Annotated in this window: 14 protein-coding genes and 1 tRNA gene; 5 read left to right on the top strand and 10 right to left on the bottom strand. The window is 71.8% G+C overall.

The annotated features are described in order from the left end of the window. Positions 1-4 precede the first annotated feature (4 nt). Positions 5-784 carry a peroxide stress protein YaaA gene (yaaA, locus tag JOD65_RS17515; protein ID WP_191196181.1) on the top strand — a complete coding sequence of 260 codons (780 nt, stop codon included), beginning with the start codon at positions 5-7 and terminating at the stop codon, positions 782-784. On the opposite strand, the gene JOD65_RS17520 is transcribed toward yaaA, so the two are convergent. The 4 genes from JOD65_RS17520 to JOD65_RS17535 are packed head-to-tail and all read right to left on the bottom strand — an operon-like array spanning position 781 to position 5,307. Next, positions 781-1,875, bottom strand: coding sequence for an FUSC family protein (locus JOD65_RS17520; RefSeq protein WP_307821239.1), 1,095 nt, complete (start codon positions 1,873-1,875; stop codon positions 781-783). The two genes, yaaA and JOD65_RS17520, sit on opposite strands and share 4 nt — an antisense overlap. 14 nt (positions 1,876-1,889) lie before the next feature. After that, positions 1,890-2,630, bottom strand: coding sequence for a zinc ribbon domain-containing protein (locus tag JOD65_RS17525; protein ID WP_224747769.1), 741 nt, complete (start codon positions 2,628-2,630; stop codon positions 1,890-1,892). Positions 2,631-2,646: 16 nt separating this feature from the next. Next, positions 2,647-3,765, bottom strand: coding sequence for a Nif3-like dinuclear metal center hexameric protein (locus JOD65_RS17530; protein ID WP_191196182.1), 1,119 nt, complete (start codon positions 3,763-3,765; stop codon positions 2,647-2,649). A gap of 9 nt (positions 3,766-3,774) precedes the next feature. Further along, a complete protein-coding gene (locus JOD65_RS17535) occupies positions 3,775-5,307 on the bottom strand; it encodes an AMP-binding protein (RefSeq protein WP_191196183.1) in 1,533 nt (510 codons plus the stop codon). A gap of 159 nt (positions 5,308-5,466) precedes the next feature. On the opposite strand from JOD65_RS17535, the gene JOD65_RS17540 reads away from it, so the two are divergent. The 3 genes from JOD65_RS17540 to JOD65_RS17550 are packed head-to-tail and all read left to right on the top strand — an operon-like array spanning position 5,467 to position 8,003. Next, positions 5,467-5,868 (top strand): hypothetical protein, encoded by a 402-nt coding sequence (locus JOD65_RS17540; protein WP_191196184.1) that lies wholly within the window; start codon positions 5,467-5,469, stop codon positions 5,866-5,868. Beyond that, positions 5,837-7,279, top strand: a complete 1,443-nt coding sequence (locus JOD65_RS17545) for a sensor histidine kinase (RefSeq protein WP_191196185.1) — start codon at positions 5,837-5,839, stop codon at positions 7,277-7,279. The genes JOD65_RS17540 and JOD65_RS17545 overlap by 32 nt, the downstream gene beginning before the upstream one ends. A 52-nt stretch (positions 7,280-7,331) precedes the next feature. After that, entirely contained in the window at positions 7,332-8,003 is a 672-nt protein-coding gene (locus JOD65_RS17550; protein WP_191196186.1) for a response regulator transcription factor, read from the top strand. Here JOD65_RS17550 and JOD65_RS17555 read toward each other — a convergent pair. The 6 genes from JOD65_RS17555 to JOD65_RS17580 all read right to left on the bottom strand — a co-directional run bounded on the left by JOD65_RS17555 (position 7,993) and on the right by JOD65_RS17580 (position 12,286). Then, positions 7,993-8,904, bottom strand: coding sequence for a serine/threonine-protein kinase (locus tag JOD65_RS17555; RefSeq protein WP_307821241.1), 912 nt, complete (start codon positions 8,902-8,904; stop codon positions 7,993-7,995). The genes JOD65_RS17550 and JOD65_RS17555 overlap by 11 nt on opposite strands. A 23-nt stretch (positions 8,905-8,927) precedes the next feature. Next, complete coding sequence (locus JOD65_RS17560) at positions 8,928-9,323, bottom strand: hypothetical protein (RefSeq protein WP_191196187.1); 396 nt, start codon at positions 9,321-9,323, stop codon at positions 8,928-8,930. Between the two features lie 122 nt (positions 9,324-9,445). Further along, positions 9,446-9,517: transfer RNA gene (locus JOD65_RS17565), tRNA-Val, on the bottom strand. A gap of 212 nt (positions 9,518-9,729) precedes the next feature. Continuing rightward, positions 9,730-10,215: a peroxiredoxin gene (locus JOD65_RS17570; protein ID WP_191196188.1), complete on the bottom strand. Its 486-nt coding sequence runs from the start codon at positions 10,213-10,215 to the stop codon at positions 9,730-9,732. Continuing rightward, positions 10,212-11,891 (bottom strand): AMP-binding protein, encoded by a 1,680-nt coding sequence (locus tag JOD65_RS17575; protein ID WP_191196189.1) that lies wholly within the window; start codon positions 11,889-11,891, stop codon positions 10,212-10,214. The genes JOD65_RS17570 and JOD65_RS17575 overlap by 4 nt, the downstream gene beginning before the upstream one ends. Next, positions 11,888-12,286 carry a DUF3052 domain-containing protein gene (locus JOD65_RS17580; RefSeq protein WP_307821243.1) on the bottom strand — a complete coding sequence of 133 codons (399 nt, stop codon included), beginning with the start codon at positions 12,284-12,286 and terminating at the stop codon, positions 11,888-11,890. Before JOD65_RS17580 ends, JOD65_RS17575 begins: the two co-directional genes overlap by 4 nt. A 288-nt stretch (positions 12,287-12,574) precedes the next feature. Between JOD65_RS17580 and aceE the strand changes: the two genes are divergently transcribed. Beyond that, the gene (gene aceE / locus JOD65_RS17585) at positions 12,575-15,322 is read left to right on the top strand and encodes a pyruvate dehydrogenase (acetyl-transferring), homodimeric type (RefSeq protein WP_204811585.1); all 2,748 of its coding nucleotides are present in this window, start codon (positions 12,575-12,577) and stop codon (positions 15,320-15,322) included. Positions 15,323-15,350 lie beyond the last annotated feature (28 nt).

A 15,350-nucleotide genomic window follows, 5' to 3' on the forward strand; every position in this document is an offset into this window, starting at 1 on the left:
GCCCGTGCTGATCCTGCTGCCGCCCAGCGAGGGCAAGACCGCGCCCCGTCGCGGCAAGGCCCTCGACCTCGGCTCGCTCTCCTCGCCGTCCCTCACCACCACCCGGACGACGCTGCTCGAGTCGCTCGTGCGGCTGTGCGGCGACGACCCGGACAAGGCCGCCGCCGTGCTCGGCCTCGGTCCCGCCCAGCGCGACCTGGTGCAGCGCAACGCCGACCTCGAGGACGCCCCGACCGCCCGCGCCGACGCGATCTACACCGGTGTCCTCTACGACGCCCTCGGCTTCGACACCCTCTCCACCGGGGCCCGCCGCCGGGCGACCGCGCGGGTGGCGATCACGAGCTCGCTCTTCGGCATCGTGCGGCCCGGCGACCGGATCCCGGCCTACCGGCTCTCCGGCGACGCCACCCTGCCCGGCACCGGTTCGGTCGCCGGCGCGTGGCGCGAGGTCCTCGGCGGGGCCGTCACCGAGGCGGTCGGCACCGGCCTGCTGGTCGACCTCCGCTCCGGGACGTACGCCGCCTTCTGGCGGCCGGACGCGTCGCTGGCCCGCCGCGTCGCGACCGTGCGCGTGCTCCACGAGTCGGCCGGCAAGAGGTCGGTCGTGAGCCACTTCAACAAGGCGACCAAGGGCCGCATCGTGCGCGCGCTGCTCGAGGACGGCGCCAACCCCCGCACGCCCGCAGCGCTCGCCGACACCCTCACCCGGCTCGGCTGGACCGTCGAGACGGGCGAGCCCACGGCGAAGGGCACCCAGCTCGACGTGGTGGTCGCCGAGGTCTAGCGCAGCGGGATCATGTCGGTCGCCTCGAGCGGGTCCATCCCGCACAGCGCCAGCATGTCGGCGACGATCGAGCGCACCTGGGCCAGGATCACCTCGGCGGACAGGTCGTCGCTGTGCTCGACCTGCGCCGTGGCCCGCCCGAGGGCGATGAGGTCGTCGACGACCGCCCCCGCCATCCGGTTGGCCACCAGCTCGTCGGCGACTCGCTCGGAGAGGTCCGCCAGGTCGCGCATCAGGGAGGCGTACGACGCCGGCACGGGCTCGCGGCGGTAGCAGGCCACCGCGACCCGGCGCACGACCACGCGGGTGTTGCGCAGGGCCACGTCGAGCGGCTCGACGAGCTCGGCCAGCTGTCGCTGGTGCTCGCCGTGGCGTCGCCGGAACGGCGAGGAGCTCACGACGGACAACCCCTCCGACGACGCCGCACGGAGCTCGGCGATGAGCGCGTCGGTGGAGCGGGCGTCGCGCAGCACGGCCAGCGCCTTGTCGACGTCACCGTCACCCAGGCGGTCGGCGGACGAGCGCAGCAGCTCGGCGATCTTGCGCACCACCACGGCCGCCTGGTCGCGCGGCTTGCGCAGCGGTGCGCGCGGGACGACGGTCGCCGCCACGAGCGCCACCGATCCCCCGATGATCGCGTCGGTCCAGCGGAGGAACGCGTCGCCCGGGGCGGGCGCCAGGGCGGCGACCACGATCCCCTGCACGGCGGCCTGGATGACCATCAGCTGCCCGGCGTCGAGCAGCAGTGCGATCGACATGCCGGCGGCCACGATCAGCGCGATCTGCCACCCGCCCGAGCCGATCAGGTGGGTGGCCGCGTCGCCGAGGAAGACGCCGAGCGCCACTCCGACGGTGACCTCCGCGACCCGGCGCTGGCGTTGGCCGTAGGACATCCCGAGGGACACCACGGCCGCGATCGGCGCGAAGAACGGCAGCCGGTGGTTGAAGACGTCGGCGGCCAGCCACCACGCGATGCCGGCGGCGATCGCGCACTGGCCGATCACCCAGCCCTTGGCCCGCAGCCGGGCCACGCGGGCACGCAGCGACATGCGGCTGCGCTCGGCGACGAGCTCCGCGTCGATGAACCGCACGACGCGTCAGCTCCTCAGAGGCCGGACTCGTCGGTGCGCACCAGGATGCGCTGGCACTCCTCGCAGCGGATGACCTCGTCGGCCGGAGCGGACCTGATCCGCGACAGCTCGGAGGCGTCGAGGGTCATGTTGCAGCCGCCGCACTGGCGGGACCGGAGCAGCGCGGCACCGATGCCCTTCTGCTCGCGCAGCCGCTCGTAGAGCGCCATCAGGTCCTCGGGCATGCCCTCGGTCGCCGGACCGCGTGCGGCCGACACCTCGTCGAGCGAGCGGTCGATCTCGACGCGCTTCTCGTCGCGCGCTGCCACCAGCTCGGCGAGCCGGGCGTCGATGTCCTCGGCGCGGATGCCGAGGCCGTCGAACAGCTGCTGCGCCTCCTCGAGCTTCTCCATCACCTCGAGCTCGGCGTCCTCGAGCGTGGAGATCCGGCGCTCGAGCGAGACGAGCTCGTGCTGCATCCGCTCGAGGTCCTTGGGGTTGGTGATCTGCCCGCTGTCCATCCGGGAGCGGTCGCGCTCACGGCGGGTCTTGACCTGCTCGACCTCGCGGTCGGCCTTGCTCTGCTCGACGGTCAGGTCGTCCACGACGATGCGCGCGTCGCGCACCTGGTCGGTCAGCTGGGTGCGCTCGGCCTCCAGCGCGCTGATCTCGGCCATCTCGGGGAGGTGGCCCCGCTGGTGCCGCAGCTGGGCGGCACGGGAGTCGAGCGCGGCGACGTCGAGGAGCGCGTGCTGGTGGGTGGGATCGGCCTTCAACGGCTCTCCTGCTGCTTCAGTGGCGGAACGTCCACGGGTCGGTGCACCGCGTGCTGACCCGGGTGTCGACCCTATCGCCCATCTCCCGGCGCAGCCGAGCCTCCACCGCCGGCAGCCAGGTCCACTCGGCCGCCCAGTGCGCGACATCGACCAGGGCCGGCCCGTCGTGCTCGAGGAACTCGGCCGCCCGGTGGTGCCGGAGGTCGCTCGTGACGTAGACGTCGACGTCGCTGTGGGCGAGCTCGTCGAGCAGGAAGTCCCCCGCCCCGCCGCACACCGCGACCTTCCGCACCGGCCGCTGCGGGTCACCGGCCACGCGTACGCCGTGGGCCGTCGCGGGCAACGCATCCGCGACCCGCGCGGCGAGCTGCTCGAGCGTCATCTCCGCGACCGTGCCGATCCGTCCGGTGCCGGTGGCCGCCAGCCCGGGGTCGGCGAGCGGCACCACGTCGAAGGCCGGCTCCTCGTAGGGGTGCGCGGCCAGCAGCGCCCGCACCACCGCCGTACGACGACCACGCGGCACCACCGCCTCGACCCGGGCCTCCTCGACCACCTCGAGGTCGCCGACCGCACCGATCGCGGGCGAGGCGCCTTCGAGCGGGCGGAACCGGCCCTCGCCCGCGCTGGTCCACGTGCACGAGTCGTAGTCCCCGAGCCGACCTGCGCCCGCGTCGGTCATGGCCGTGCGGACGGCCTCCGCCGAGTCGACCGGCACGAACACGACGACCTTGTCGAGCGGTCCCGCCGGGGCCGGCCGGATGGGCGCGAGGTCGGTGAGCCCGAGCGCCAGAGCCAGCGACTCGGAGACGCCGGAGACCGCCTGGTCGGCATTGGTGTGGGCGGCCAGCAGCGCGCAGCCACCGGCGGTCAGGGTGTGCAGGGTGCGCCCCTTGGGCGTGTCCGCGGCGACCGAGCTGACGGGCGTGAGGAACAGCGGGTGGTGCACGACGAGAAGGTCCGCGCCCCACTCGACCGCCTCGCGGGCGACCTCGACCGTCGGGTCGACGGCGAACATCACCCGCGCCACCTCCGCGGACGGGTCCCCTGCCACCAGGCCGACGGCGTCCCACGAGTCGGCCGTCCGGGGCGGGTACCAGGCGTGCAGCAGGGCGACGACGTCGGCGAGGCTGGGCATGCGCGCAGGCTAGTTGACCTGCCGCTCCTGCCCCTCCCAGTAGGGCTGGCGCAGCTTGAACTTCTGAAGCTTGCCGGTCGCCGTGCGGGCGAGCTCGTCGCGGAACTCGATGGACGTCGGCGCCTTGTAGCCCGCGGCCCTTTCCTTGCACCACGCGATCAGCTCGGCCTCGTCGGCGTTCGCACCCTCGGCCAGCACGACGAGCGCCTTGATGGTCTCGCCCCACTTCTCGCTCGGCACGCCGATCACCGCGACCTCGGCGACCGCCGGGTGCGAGAAGAGCACGTCCTCGACCTCGATCGAGGAGACGTTCTCGCCGCCGGTGATGATGACGTCCTTCTTGCGGTCGCTGATCGTGAGGTAGCCGTCGTCGCCGATCACCCCGCCGTCACCGGTGTGGAACCACCCGTCGACGAGCGCCTTCTCCGTCTCGTCGGGCCGCTCCCAGTAGCCCTCGAGGATGACGTTGGACCGCGCCAGCACCTCCCCCTCGGCGTCGGTGCGCAGGCGTACGCCGATGGCGGGCGCGCCGGCACGCACGAGGCGGGCGGCCCGCTCCTCGGCCGGCAGGTCGTCCCACTCGGCGCGGCCGCGGTTGACGGTCAGCAGCGGCGAGGTCTCGGTGAGGCCGTAGATCTGCACGAACTCCCAGCCGAGCTCCTCCTCGACCCGCACGACGGTCTTCGTGGGCGGTGGTGCGCCCGCCATGATGATGCGCACCCGGTCGCGACCGGGGATCTCGCCCTCCCAGTCCTGGGCGGCCTCGAGCACCGCGGCCGCCACGGCCGGGGCCGCGCACATCACGGTCACGCCGTGCTGCTCGACCCGTCGCAGGATCTCCGCCCCGTCGACCTTGCGGAGCACCACCTGCGGCACGCCGAGGCCGGTCATCGCGAACGGCATCCCCCAGCCGTTGGCGTGGAACATCGGCAAGGTGTGGAGGTAGACGTCGCGGTCGCTCACCCCGGCGTGGAGGCCGAAGGTCACCGCGTTGGTCCAGAGGTTGCGGTGGGTCAGCTGCACGCCCTTGGGCCGCGCGGTCGTGCCTGAGGTGTAGTTGATCGTCGCCGTCGCGTTCTCGTCGGGCTCCCACGCGCGCGGCTCGACGCCTGGCTCGGCGTACATCGACCCGTCCTCGCCGAGCACAAAGGTGTGCTCGACGTCGACGCCCTTCAGCGAGTCCACCAGCTCCGGGTCGACGTAGAGCACCCGCGCGCCGGAATGGGCCACGATGTAGGCGATCTCGTCCGGTCGCAGCCGGAAGTTGATCGGCACCAGCACCCGCCCCGAGCCGCACACCCCGAAGAACGACGTCAGCAGGCGCGCGGAGTTGTGGCTGATGATCGCGACCCGGTCGCCGACCTCCAGCTCCAGCTCGTCCAGCTTCGCGGACTGCCGGCGCGCCAGCTCGTACGCCTCGGCATAGGTCAGGGTGCCCAGCGACGCGGCGGGCTGGTCGGGCTCGTCGATGAACCCCGGGCGCTCGCCGTAGACGGCCGCAGCGCGCTCGATGAAGTCGGTGACGCTGAAGGGGACGATCATGCGCCCACTGTGGCACGCGTCACCTGTCACTGCGAGAGGTCGGACGGCGGGTGCGACGGACGGCACGAGGGCGTCGACAAGCGGACCGGGAGCGGACTCTAAGAAGGCTCTCATCCGCGTCTCACGCAGCCCCCACGCCGGCTGCGCACGATGACCCCCATGGGACAGGTGACGAGGGTGCTCCTCCTCCTGGCGGTCGTGGTGCCGGTGACGGCGTACGTCGCCGGGTCGCTGGCCTCGCCGGGAGCACCGGCACCTGCCGACCACAGTCCGGTGATCCTGCGCGACGCCCCCACCGAAGCGCCGACCACAGACCCGACCACCGATCCGGCCACCACCGACCCCGCCACTCCCCCGCCCGGCCGGGAGTCCCCCCGCACGCCGCGGCTGGCCCCGGACGGACCGGACGACGGGCCCGGGCAGGACGCGCAGCGTGGCGACGGTGACGAGGCCCGGGTGGTGACGCCGCAGCCGACACCGGTCGGAGAGGATGACGACGACGAGCGGGATGACGACGACGGGCCGGACGATGACGACACCGACGACGAGTGGGACGACTGACGGTGCCCGCCGACGCTTCGCGCGCGTCTCGGTCCGCACCCGCATCACGGTCGTCATCGCGCTCCTCACGGCGGTGGCGATGGCCGGGGCGGGACTGCTGGTCTATGCGCTCGAGTCCGCGCGCATCGAGCGCCAGGTGAACGCGCAGATCAGCCAGGAGATCGCCGAGTTCCGCGCCCTCCGCATCGACCCCAACACCGGCGAGGAGTTCGACGACGTCGGCCGCGTGCTCAACGTCTTCCTCACCCGCAACGTCCCCGACGACGACGAGATGCTCGTCGGCTACGTCCGCGGCGAGACCCCTGAGCGCACCGTCAACCGCTACGGCCAGGAGGTCCTCGACGAGCCCGCCTACCAGGACGCGCTCGCCGACCTCGACGGCGTCGGCGGCACCCGCGTCATCGAGTCGCCCACCTTCGGCGAGACCTGGGTGACGCTCGTGCCCGTCACGAACACGCAGGGCGAGGGCTCGCTGGTCATCGTCAACTTCCTGCGCGACGAGCACGAGGAGCTCGACCGCACGCTGCAGACCTACACGCTCATCGCGCTGCTCTCGCTCGGGCTGATCACCACCATCGCCGCCTTCCAGTCCGGCCGCCTCCTGGCACCACTTCGCACCCTCGAGAGCACGGCCCGCGAGATCACCACCACGGACCTCTCGCGCCGCATCCCGGAGCGCGGCAACGACGACATCACCGCGCTCACCCGCACGATCAACAGCATGCTCGAGCGGCTCGACTCCGGCTTCGCCGCGCAGCGCCAGTTCCTCGACGACGCCGGCCACGAGCTCAAGACCCCGCTCACCGTCCTGCGCGGACACCTCGAGCTGCTCGACGGCGAGGACCCGGCCGAGCTGGCCCAGACCCGCGAGCTCCTCCTCGACGAGGTCGACCGGATGTCGCGACTCGTGCAGGACCTCATCCTGCTCGCGAAGAGCCGCCGGCCCGACTTCCTCGTCCTCGGCGAGGTGCACCTCGCCGAGCTCACCCAGTCGGTGCTGGCCAAGGCCACCGCGCTCGGCGACCGCGAGTGGCAGCTCGACGGCGTCGCCCGCGGTCGCGCGGTGCTCGACGAGCAGCGGGTCACCCAGGCGTTGCTGCAGCTCGCCGACAACGCGGTCAAGCACACCGACCCCGGCTCCGCCGTGGCGGTCGGTTCGGCCCGCGAGGACGGCCTGGTTCGGTTGTGGGTACGCGACTCCGGTGACGGGATCCCGGCCGAGGACCGCGAGGCCGTGCTCGAGCGGTTCGGCCGCAGCAGCGTGCGGGCCGGGGACGACGGCTTCGGCCTCGGGCTCAGCATCGTGCGCGCGATCGCCGACGCCCACGGGGGCGACGTACGCATCACCGACGCGGAGCCCCGCGGCGCACACGTGGAGATCGTCCTGCCTGACCGGGAGATCGAACGATGACCGACGACCTGACCGACGACCTGACCGACGACCTGACGAGGACGGACACCAGATGGCCCAGATCCTGATCGTGGAGGACGAGGAGCGGATCGCCTCGTTCGTGGCCAAGGGCCTGCGCGCCGAGGGCCACCAGCCGACCGTGGCGGGCGACGGTCCGAGCGGGCTCGACGAGGCGCTGTCGGGACGCTTCGACCTGATGGTGCTCGACATCGGGCTCCCCGGCATGGACGGGTTCGAGGTGCTCGACCAGCTGCGCTCCCAGGGCAGCCGGATGCCCGTCATCGTGCTGACCGCCCGCGACTCGGTGACCGACACCGTCACCGCCCTCGACAGCGGCGCCGACGACTACATGGCCAAGCCGTTCCGCTTCGCCGAGCTGATGGCCCGCATCCGGCTGCGGCTCCGTGCGCTGGTGCCGGCCGACGCCCAGGTCGCCGGGGACGACCTCGTGGTCGGCGGCCTGCGGCTCGACCGGCGCACACGCCGCATCGCCGGGCCGCGTGGCGAGTCCGAGCTCTCCGCACGCGAGTTCGCGCTGGCCGAGATCTTCCTGCTCAACCCGGGCCAGGTCCTGACCCGCGAGCAGCTGCTCGACCTGGTGTGGGGCTACGACTTCGACCCCGGCTCCAACGTCGTGGACGTCTACGTCGGCTACCTGCGCAAGAAGCTCGGCACCGACACCATCGCGACCGTGCGCGGGGTGGGCTACCGGCTCAGCCCCTGATCTTGAAGCCTGCCAGCGAGCCGCGCGGCAGCCCGGCCAGCACCGGCTCGAGCGCCTCGGCCACCTCGTGGGGCAGCGGACGGTCGTCGGGGTCGCGGCGCAGGCAGGCGTGGACCGTCTCGGCGACCACGGCCGGTACGTCGTCGGGCAGCGCCGCGGGGGCGTCCACGAGCTGCGGGAACCGGCGGCGTACGTCGTCCGCGACGGGGTCGCCGAGCTCGAACGGTCGCCGGCCGGCGACCGCGTGGAAGAGCGTCGCGCCCAGGCCCCACACGTCGGAGGCGTAGGACGGCACGGGCCCACCATCCTGGTGCGCGGCTCCCGGGTCGCACTGCTCGGGCGACATGTAGGCGTCGGTGCCGATCGGGTGGCGGAGCCGGCGGGCGTCCTCCTCGGGGCGGGCCACCGACAGGTCGATCAGGCGCGCGGGGGCGCCCATGATGACGTTGCTGGGCTTGATGTCGAGGTGGGTCCAGCCGATGTGGCGGAAGTAGTGCAGGGCCGCGGCGACGTCGATGGCGAGCGGGAGGTACTGCTGCTCCTGGAGCCGCCCGTAGCGGCGGACCAGGCTGGAGAGCCGCGGGCCGTCGACGTGCTCCAGCACGATGTGCGGACGGGCGCCGTCCTGCCCGTCCCGGAGGCCGCGCACCACCACCGGGTGGTTGACCGTGGCGAGGGCGAGGACCTCCCGGCGCAGGCCGCGCCGGGAGGACTCGTCCTCGAGCTGGGAGGGACGCAGCGCCTTGACGACGACCGGCGACCAGGTCACCTCGTCGAAGCACAGCCAGGCCTCGTAGGCGGCCCCGCCACCGAGGCGGCGCAGCGCGCTCAGGCCGGGCGCGAGGAGCTCGCCCTCGTCGAGGTGCCAGCCGTCGTCGTTCCTGCCCATCTCGTCTCCCACGTCGCCTCCCTCACCGCCCGCGGTCAGCCGCGGGTGTCGTTGCGGCTGCGGTCGTTGGTGTTGTTGGCCGTCTTGTCGCGCGTCTTGTCGCCACCGTCGCGCGTCCAGTCGCGGGTCTTGTCGCCCCGGCTCTTGTCGCGGTCACGGCTGACGTCGGTCACCCGGCTGTTCGTGTTGTCGTTGGTGTCGCGGCTCTGGTCGGTGTACGACGGGCTGTTGGTGTTCGTGTCGTCGTCGTTGTCGTCGTCGTTGGTGTCGTCATCGTCGTCGTCGGAGACCAGGACGAGCGAGGGCGCGTCGTCGTCGCGCTTGGCGGCCTCGTCCGGCGTGGCGGACACGACCGGGGTCGACATGGCGATCAGGCCGAAGGCGGTCAGGCCGGCGACACCCAGCAGGGTGGTGGGAAGGATCTTCCTCATCGTGGTTCCTCTCGTCGGGGGCCGGTTCGGCCCGGTGCACGAGAAGAGTGCTGCGGCGGCGTGAGCCGTCCGTGAGGCGCGGATGAGAGGCCTCTCATCCGGTCCCCGGCGTGCGGGAGGGGTGCGTCGGGACGGTTTCGAACCGCCGACCGCTCGGGTGTAAACCGAGTGCTCTACCGCTGAGCTACCGACGCGCAGGGGCACACACTACGGGACCGCGCACCCGGCGCAGCAAACCATCGGCCGGCGTCCACCAGGCCCCTCAGGGCCGGCGCGACCGGGTCCGGAAATGAGTTGAACCGCTGGCGTCTCGGGTCACCAGCGGTTCAACAAGAAGAAGATTACACCCGGCCCCAAACGGCGGTGAGGATTCGCGGAATTGATCCGGATCGGTCTAGACCGGAGCTCACACGAGGTGCGTCTCGAGCGCCGCGTGGAGCTCGTGGAGGTGCTCGTCGAGGTCGCGGCCGTCGGGGTTCGCGTTGTGCACCGACCACCGCAGGCGGCCTTCACGGTCGATGACGTACGACGACCGGCGCGGCGCGCCCTTGATCTCGTCGAACACCTCGTAGGCCCGCGACACGGCGCCGTGGGGCCACCAGTCCGAGAGCAGCGGGAAGTTCAGCCCCTCGGCCTCGGCGAAGGTCCGAAGGGCGTAGACCGAGTCGCACGACACGGCCAGCACCTCGGTGTCGAAGGTGAGGAACTCGTCGAGCCGGTCGCGCACCCCCGACAGCTCGCCGGTGCACACGCCGGTGAACGCGAACGGGAAGAACATCAGCGCGACCGCCTTGCGGCCCCGGAAGTCGCTGAGCCGGACGTCCTGGCCGAACTGGTCACGGAGCGTGAAGTCCGGTGCCTCGTCGCCGATGCACAGTCCGTTGCCCGTCACGCTGGTCCCTCGCCGTCCTTCTGGTCGTCTGCCTGGTCGTCCCTGGTGTCCCACCCGGCCAGCTCCCGCTTGAGCACCTTGCCGGTGCCGTTGCGCGGCAGCTCGTCGAGGAACACGATCTCGCGCGGCACCTTGAACCTGGCCAGGTTGGCCTTCACGTGCTCGCGCAGGTCGTCCTCCGACACCTCGCCGGTGCGCACCACGAAGGCGCGCAGTCGTTGACCATAGTCCTCGTCGACGACGCCGACGGCGGCGACCTCCCCCACACCCTCGTGGGTGACCAGGCAGTCCTCGACCTCCTGCGGGAAGACGTTCTCGCCGCCGGAGACGATCATGTCGTCGTCACGGCCCGCGACGTGCAGGCGACCGGCCTCGTCGAACCAGCCGAGGTCCCCCGACGACATCAGTCCCTCGACGACCTCCTTGGACCCGCCGTTGGTGTAGCCCTCGAAGAGCAGCCCGTTGCCCACGAAGATCCGGCCCGTCTCGCCCCGCGGCAGCTCGTGCCCGTCGTGGTCGAGGATCTTCACGACGGTGCCGTGCGGCGGCTTGCCCGCCGACGTCGGGTCGGCCCGCAGGTCCTCGGGAGTGGCGATCGAGGCGTAGGCCACCTCGGTGGAGCCGTAGATGTTGTAGAGGTTGTCGCCGAAGCGGTCCATCCACGCCTGCGCGAGGGTGGCCGGCAGCGCCGAGCCCGACGACGCGACCACCTCGACGCGGGAGAGGTCGACCCCCTCGAGCTCCGCGGGGTCGAGTGCCAGGATGCGCTGGAGCATCACCGGGATCACGACCATCGACTGGCACCGCTCGGCCTGCGTGGTGCGCAGCGCCTCCACCGGGTCGAAGGTGCGTCGCAGCACGACGGTCGAGCCGAGCAGCATCGCCAGCGCCAGGTGCGCGAAGCCCCAGGTGTGGAACAGCGGCGCCGCGATGTGGGTGCGCCACCCCGCCCGCAGTGGCATCCGCGACAGCAGCGACACGGCGGCGTCGATGCCGGCCTCCTTGCGCGGCGCACCCTTGGGCGCGCCGGTGGTGCCCGAGGTGAGGATCACGATCCGGGCGTGGCGGGCGGGCGGTTGCAGGTCACCCTCGTCGTACGCCGTCACCAGGTGCTCGAGGGTGTCGTGGGTCCCGGGCGCCTCCGAGTCGCCGTCGGTCCACGCCAGCACCCGGCGCTCGAGGTCGGCGCCGGCGAGCAGCCCGCTGAACTCCTCGTCGTGGATCACCATGCTCGGCGCCTCGCGCTCGAGCACGTCGACGAGCTGCGGTCCCGCGAAGGCGGTGTTGAGGTAGAGGATGTCGGCGCCCAGCTTGGCGATCGCGATGGTGGCGTCGATGAAGCCACGGTGGTTGCGGCACATCACCGCGACCGAGTCGCCCTCGCGGACACCGCGCTCCGCGAGCGCCCGTGCGAGGGAGTTCGAGCGACGCTGCAGCTCGCCCCAGGTGAGCTCGCCGAGCTCGTCGACCACGCCCACCTGGTGCGGCTCACGGGCAGCGAGCGTGGCGAAGCCACCCGCCGGGCCGGTGCCCCAGCGCACGACCAGCCGGCCGATGTCGAGCAGGGTGCGTGGTCCGTGGGGCCTGATCACGCCCGCGCGACCCAGCACGCGGACGGTGGTCGCGACCCCCGACGCCCGGGACGCGAGCGTGGACGGGAGGTCGCGAACGGTCACGCGGGGGTCTTCGGCGCGACCAGCCGGGTGGCCTGCCAGTCCTTGCTGACCGCCGCCGTCGTGGTCTGCGAGAGGCCCGCGATCGGCGCCGCCTCGGTGACGTCGGACGCGTCGACCGTGCCGGGTCGGCCGACCTTGGGGGTGAGGAGCCAGATCGATCCGCCGCCGACGAGGTCGGTCAGGGCGTCGACGAGGCCGTCGACGAGGTCACCGTCGTCGGCGCGCCACCAGAGCAGGACCGCGTCGACCACGTTGCCGTAGTCGCCGTCGACCATGTCGGCGTCGATGCAGTCCTCGACCGCGACGCGCAGCTCGTCATCGGTGTCGTTGTCCCAGCCGAGTTCCTGGACGACCATGCCGGGCTTGAGCCCGAGGCGGTCCCCCGTTCCTGTCACCGGGGCAGAATCGCCCACCGTCGAGCTCACGCAGTGCCTCCTGTGTTCGGGGTGCCCGACCAGTCGAGGTCAGGCGTGAATGCGCACAGTCCACAGGAACACAGCAGGAGCCGCAACCCCGGTCCACGCCCCGTCCTCTCGCACGCCCGTCGCGGACCGCGGCCGCGGTCGCGCCGCACGGCCTGTGGGACTACCCATGGGTAGATTTCGTGGCGCCGACGGTCGTGACACGATGAGCGGGTGAGTGACGCCGAGAAGTCCGACGAGAAGTCCAGCAAGAACCCGGCCATCGCGTCGGTGATCCACGAGGGTCTTCCCACGCAGCTGCCCGACATCGACCCGGACGAGACGCAGGAGTGGCTCGCGTCGTTCGACGCGATGCTCGACGACCGCGGCCGCGACCGCGCCCGCTACCTGATGCTGCGCCTCCTCGAGCGCGCGCGCGAGAAGCAGGTCGGCGTCCCGGCCCTGCGCTCGACCGACTACCTCAACACGATCCCGCCGGAGCGCGAGCCGTGGTTCCCGGGTGACGAGGAGGTCGAGCGCCGCATCCGTGCGTTCATCCGCTGGAACGCCGCGGTCATGGTCTCGTCGGCCAACCGCAAGGGCCTCGAGGTCGGCGGCCACATCGCCACCTACCAGTCCTCGGCGAGCCTCTACGAGGTCGGCTTCAACCACTTCTTCCGCGGCAAGGACCACGAGGGCGGTGGCGACCAGATCTACATCCAGGGCCACGGCTCGCCGGGTGTCTATGCCCGCGCGTTCCTCGAGGGTCGCCTCAGCGAGGAGCAGCTCTACCGCTTCCGCCAGGAGGTCCAGCACGGCAAGGGCGCCGGCCTGCCGTCGTACCCCCACCCGCGCCTGATGCCCGACTTCTGGGAGTTCCCGACCGTGTCGATGGGCCTGACGGCCATCGGCTCGATCTACCAGGCCCGCTTCAACCGCTACCTGGACAACCGCGGCATCAAGGACACCAAGCAGCAGCGGGTGTGGGCCTTCATGGGCGACGGCGAGATGGCCGAGCCCGAGTCGCTGGGCGCGATCCGCGTCGCGGCGCGCGAGGAGCTCGACAACCTCACCTGGGTCATCAACTGCAACCTGCAGCAGCTCGACGGTCCGGTCACCGGCAACGGCAAGATCATCCAGGAGCTCGAGGCCAACTTCCGCGGTGCCGGCTGGAACGTCATCAAGGTCGTCTGGGGCCGCGAGTGGGACGCCCTGCTGGCGCGCGACGTCGACGGCGTCCTGGTCAACCGGATGAACTCCACGCCCGACGGCGCGTTCCAGACCTACTCGACCGAGGACGGCGCCTACGTCCGCGAGCACTTCTTCGGCGGCGACCCGCGCCTGCGCAAGATGGTCGAGCACATGTCCGACACGCAGATCGAGAAGCTCCCCCGCGGCGGTCACGACTACCGCAAGGTCTTCGCCGCGTTCGACGCCGCGTCCAAGCACACCGGTCAGCCGACGGTGATCCTGGCCCACACCATCAAGGGCTGGACGATCGACGCCCTCGAGGGCAAGAACGCCACCCACCAGATGAAGAAGCTGACCCTCCCGGACCTCAAGAAGTTCCGCGACCGGCTCTACCTGCCGATCAGCGATCGCGACCTCGAGGAGTCCTACGAGAAGACCGGCGGCGCGCCGTTCTTCCACCCGGGTGCCGACGCCCCGGAGATCGAGTACATGCTCGAGCGGCGCCAGGCCCTCGGCGGCTCGATCCCCCGCCGCGTCAACCGCGCCGCCGCCCTCAAGCTGCCCGGCGACGAGCTCTACGCCGAGCTCAAGCAGGGATCTGGCAAGAACAAGTTCGCCACCACGATGGCCGTCGTCCGGCTGCTGCGCGACTGGATGAAGGACCCGGAGATCGGTGACCGCCTGGTCCCGATCGCCCCCGACGAGTACCGCACGTTCGGCATGGACTCGATGTTCCCGAGCGCCAAGGTCTACAACCCGGGCGGCCAGCAGTACGAGTCGGTCGACCGCAAGATGCTGCTGTCCTACAAGGAGTCCGCGCAGGGCCAGATGCTCCACGAGGGCATCTCCGAGGCGGGCGCGATGGCGTCGGCCACGGCCGCCGGGTCGGCGTACTCCACGCACGGCGAGCACATGATCCCGTTCTACATCTTCTACTCGATGTTCGGCTTCCAGCGCACGGGCGACTCCATCTGGGCGATGGCCGACCAGCTGGCCCGTGGCTTCCTCATCGGCGCCACGGCCGGTCGCACGACGCTGACGGGCGAGGGCCTCCAGCACGCCGACGGGCACTCGCCGCTGCTGGCCGCGACCAACCCGGCGATCGTCCACTACGACCCGGCGTTCTCCTACGAGATCAGCCACATCATGCAGAACGGCCTCGAGCGGATGTACGGCACCGGCGGGCCTGACGGCACCGGTGAGGACGTCATCTACTACCTCACCGTCTACAACGAGCCGGTCTCCATGCCGGCCGAGCCCTCCGACGTCGACGTCGACGGCATCCTGCGGGGCATCCACAAGGTCGCCACCGCCGAGGGCGAGGGCCCGCGGGTCCAGCTGATGGCGTCCGGCGTGGGCTTCCCGTGGGCCGAGGAGGCCGCCCGCCTGCTCGCCGACGACTGGGGCGTCCAGGCCGACCTGTGGTCGGTCACCTCGTGGAACGAGCTCGCCCGCGACGGCGCCGCCGCCGAGCAGTGGAACCTGCTCAACCCGGGCGAGGACCGTCGCACGGCCTACGTCAGCGACAAGCTCGCCGGCGCCCAGGGGCCGGTCGTCGCCGTGTCCGACTACATGCGCGCCGTCCCGCTGCAGATCGCCCGCTGGGTCCCGGCCGACTACCGCGTGCTCGGTGCCGACGGGTTCGGCTTCGCCGACACCCGCCCGGCCGCCCGCCGGTTCTTCCACATCGACGCGGTCAGCGTCGTCGTGCAGGCCCTCCAGGCCCTGGCCGACGCCGGTGACTTCCCGGTGGAGAAGGTCGTCGAGGCCGCGCAGCGCTACAAGATCGACGACCCCACTGCGACCAAGGACATCAAGCAGGAGGGCGGCGACGCCTGACCGGCGTCAACCCCGCGACGACGAGCGA

Origin of the sequence: Nocardioides cavernae, from assembly GCF_016907475.1 — a bacterium.
In the GTDB taxonomy this organism is placed as follows: Bacteria; Actinomycetota; Actinomycetes; order Propionibacteriales; family Nocardioidaceae; genus Nocardioides; species Nocardioides cavernae.

What these genes read in the sequence shown, in the direction of transcription:
- JOD65_RS17530 (WP_191196182.1), bottom strand. Translation starts at nt 3,765, where the DNA reads ATGCCCAGCCTCGCCGACGTCGTCGCCCTGCTGCACGCCTGGTACCCG.
- JOD65_RS17545 (WP_191196185.1), top strand. Translation starts at nt 5,837, where the DNA reads ATGACGACACCGACGACGAGTGGGACGACTGACGGTGCCCGCCGACGC.
- JOD65_RS17535 (WP_191196183.1), bottom strand. Translation starts at nt 5,307, where the DNA reads ATGATCGTCCCCTTCAGCGTCACCGACTTCATCGAGCGCGCTGCGGCC.
- JOD65_RS17560 (WP_191196187.1), bottom strand. Translation starts at nt 9,323, where the DNA reads ATGAGGAAGATCCTTCCCACCACCCTGCTGGGTGTCGCCGGCCTGACC.
- JOD65_RS17540 (WP_191196184.1), top strand. Translation starts at nt 5,467, where the DNA reads ATGGGACAGGTGACGAGGGTGCTCCTCCTCCTGGCGGTCGTGGTGCCG.
- JOD65_RS17550 (WP_191196186.1), top strand. Translation starts at nt 7,332, where the DNA reads ATGGCCCAGATCCTGATCGTGGAGGACGAGGAGCGGATCGCCTCGTTC.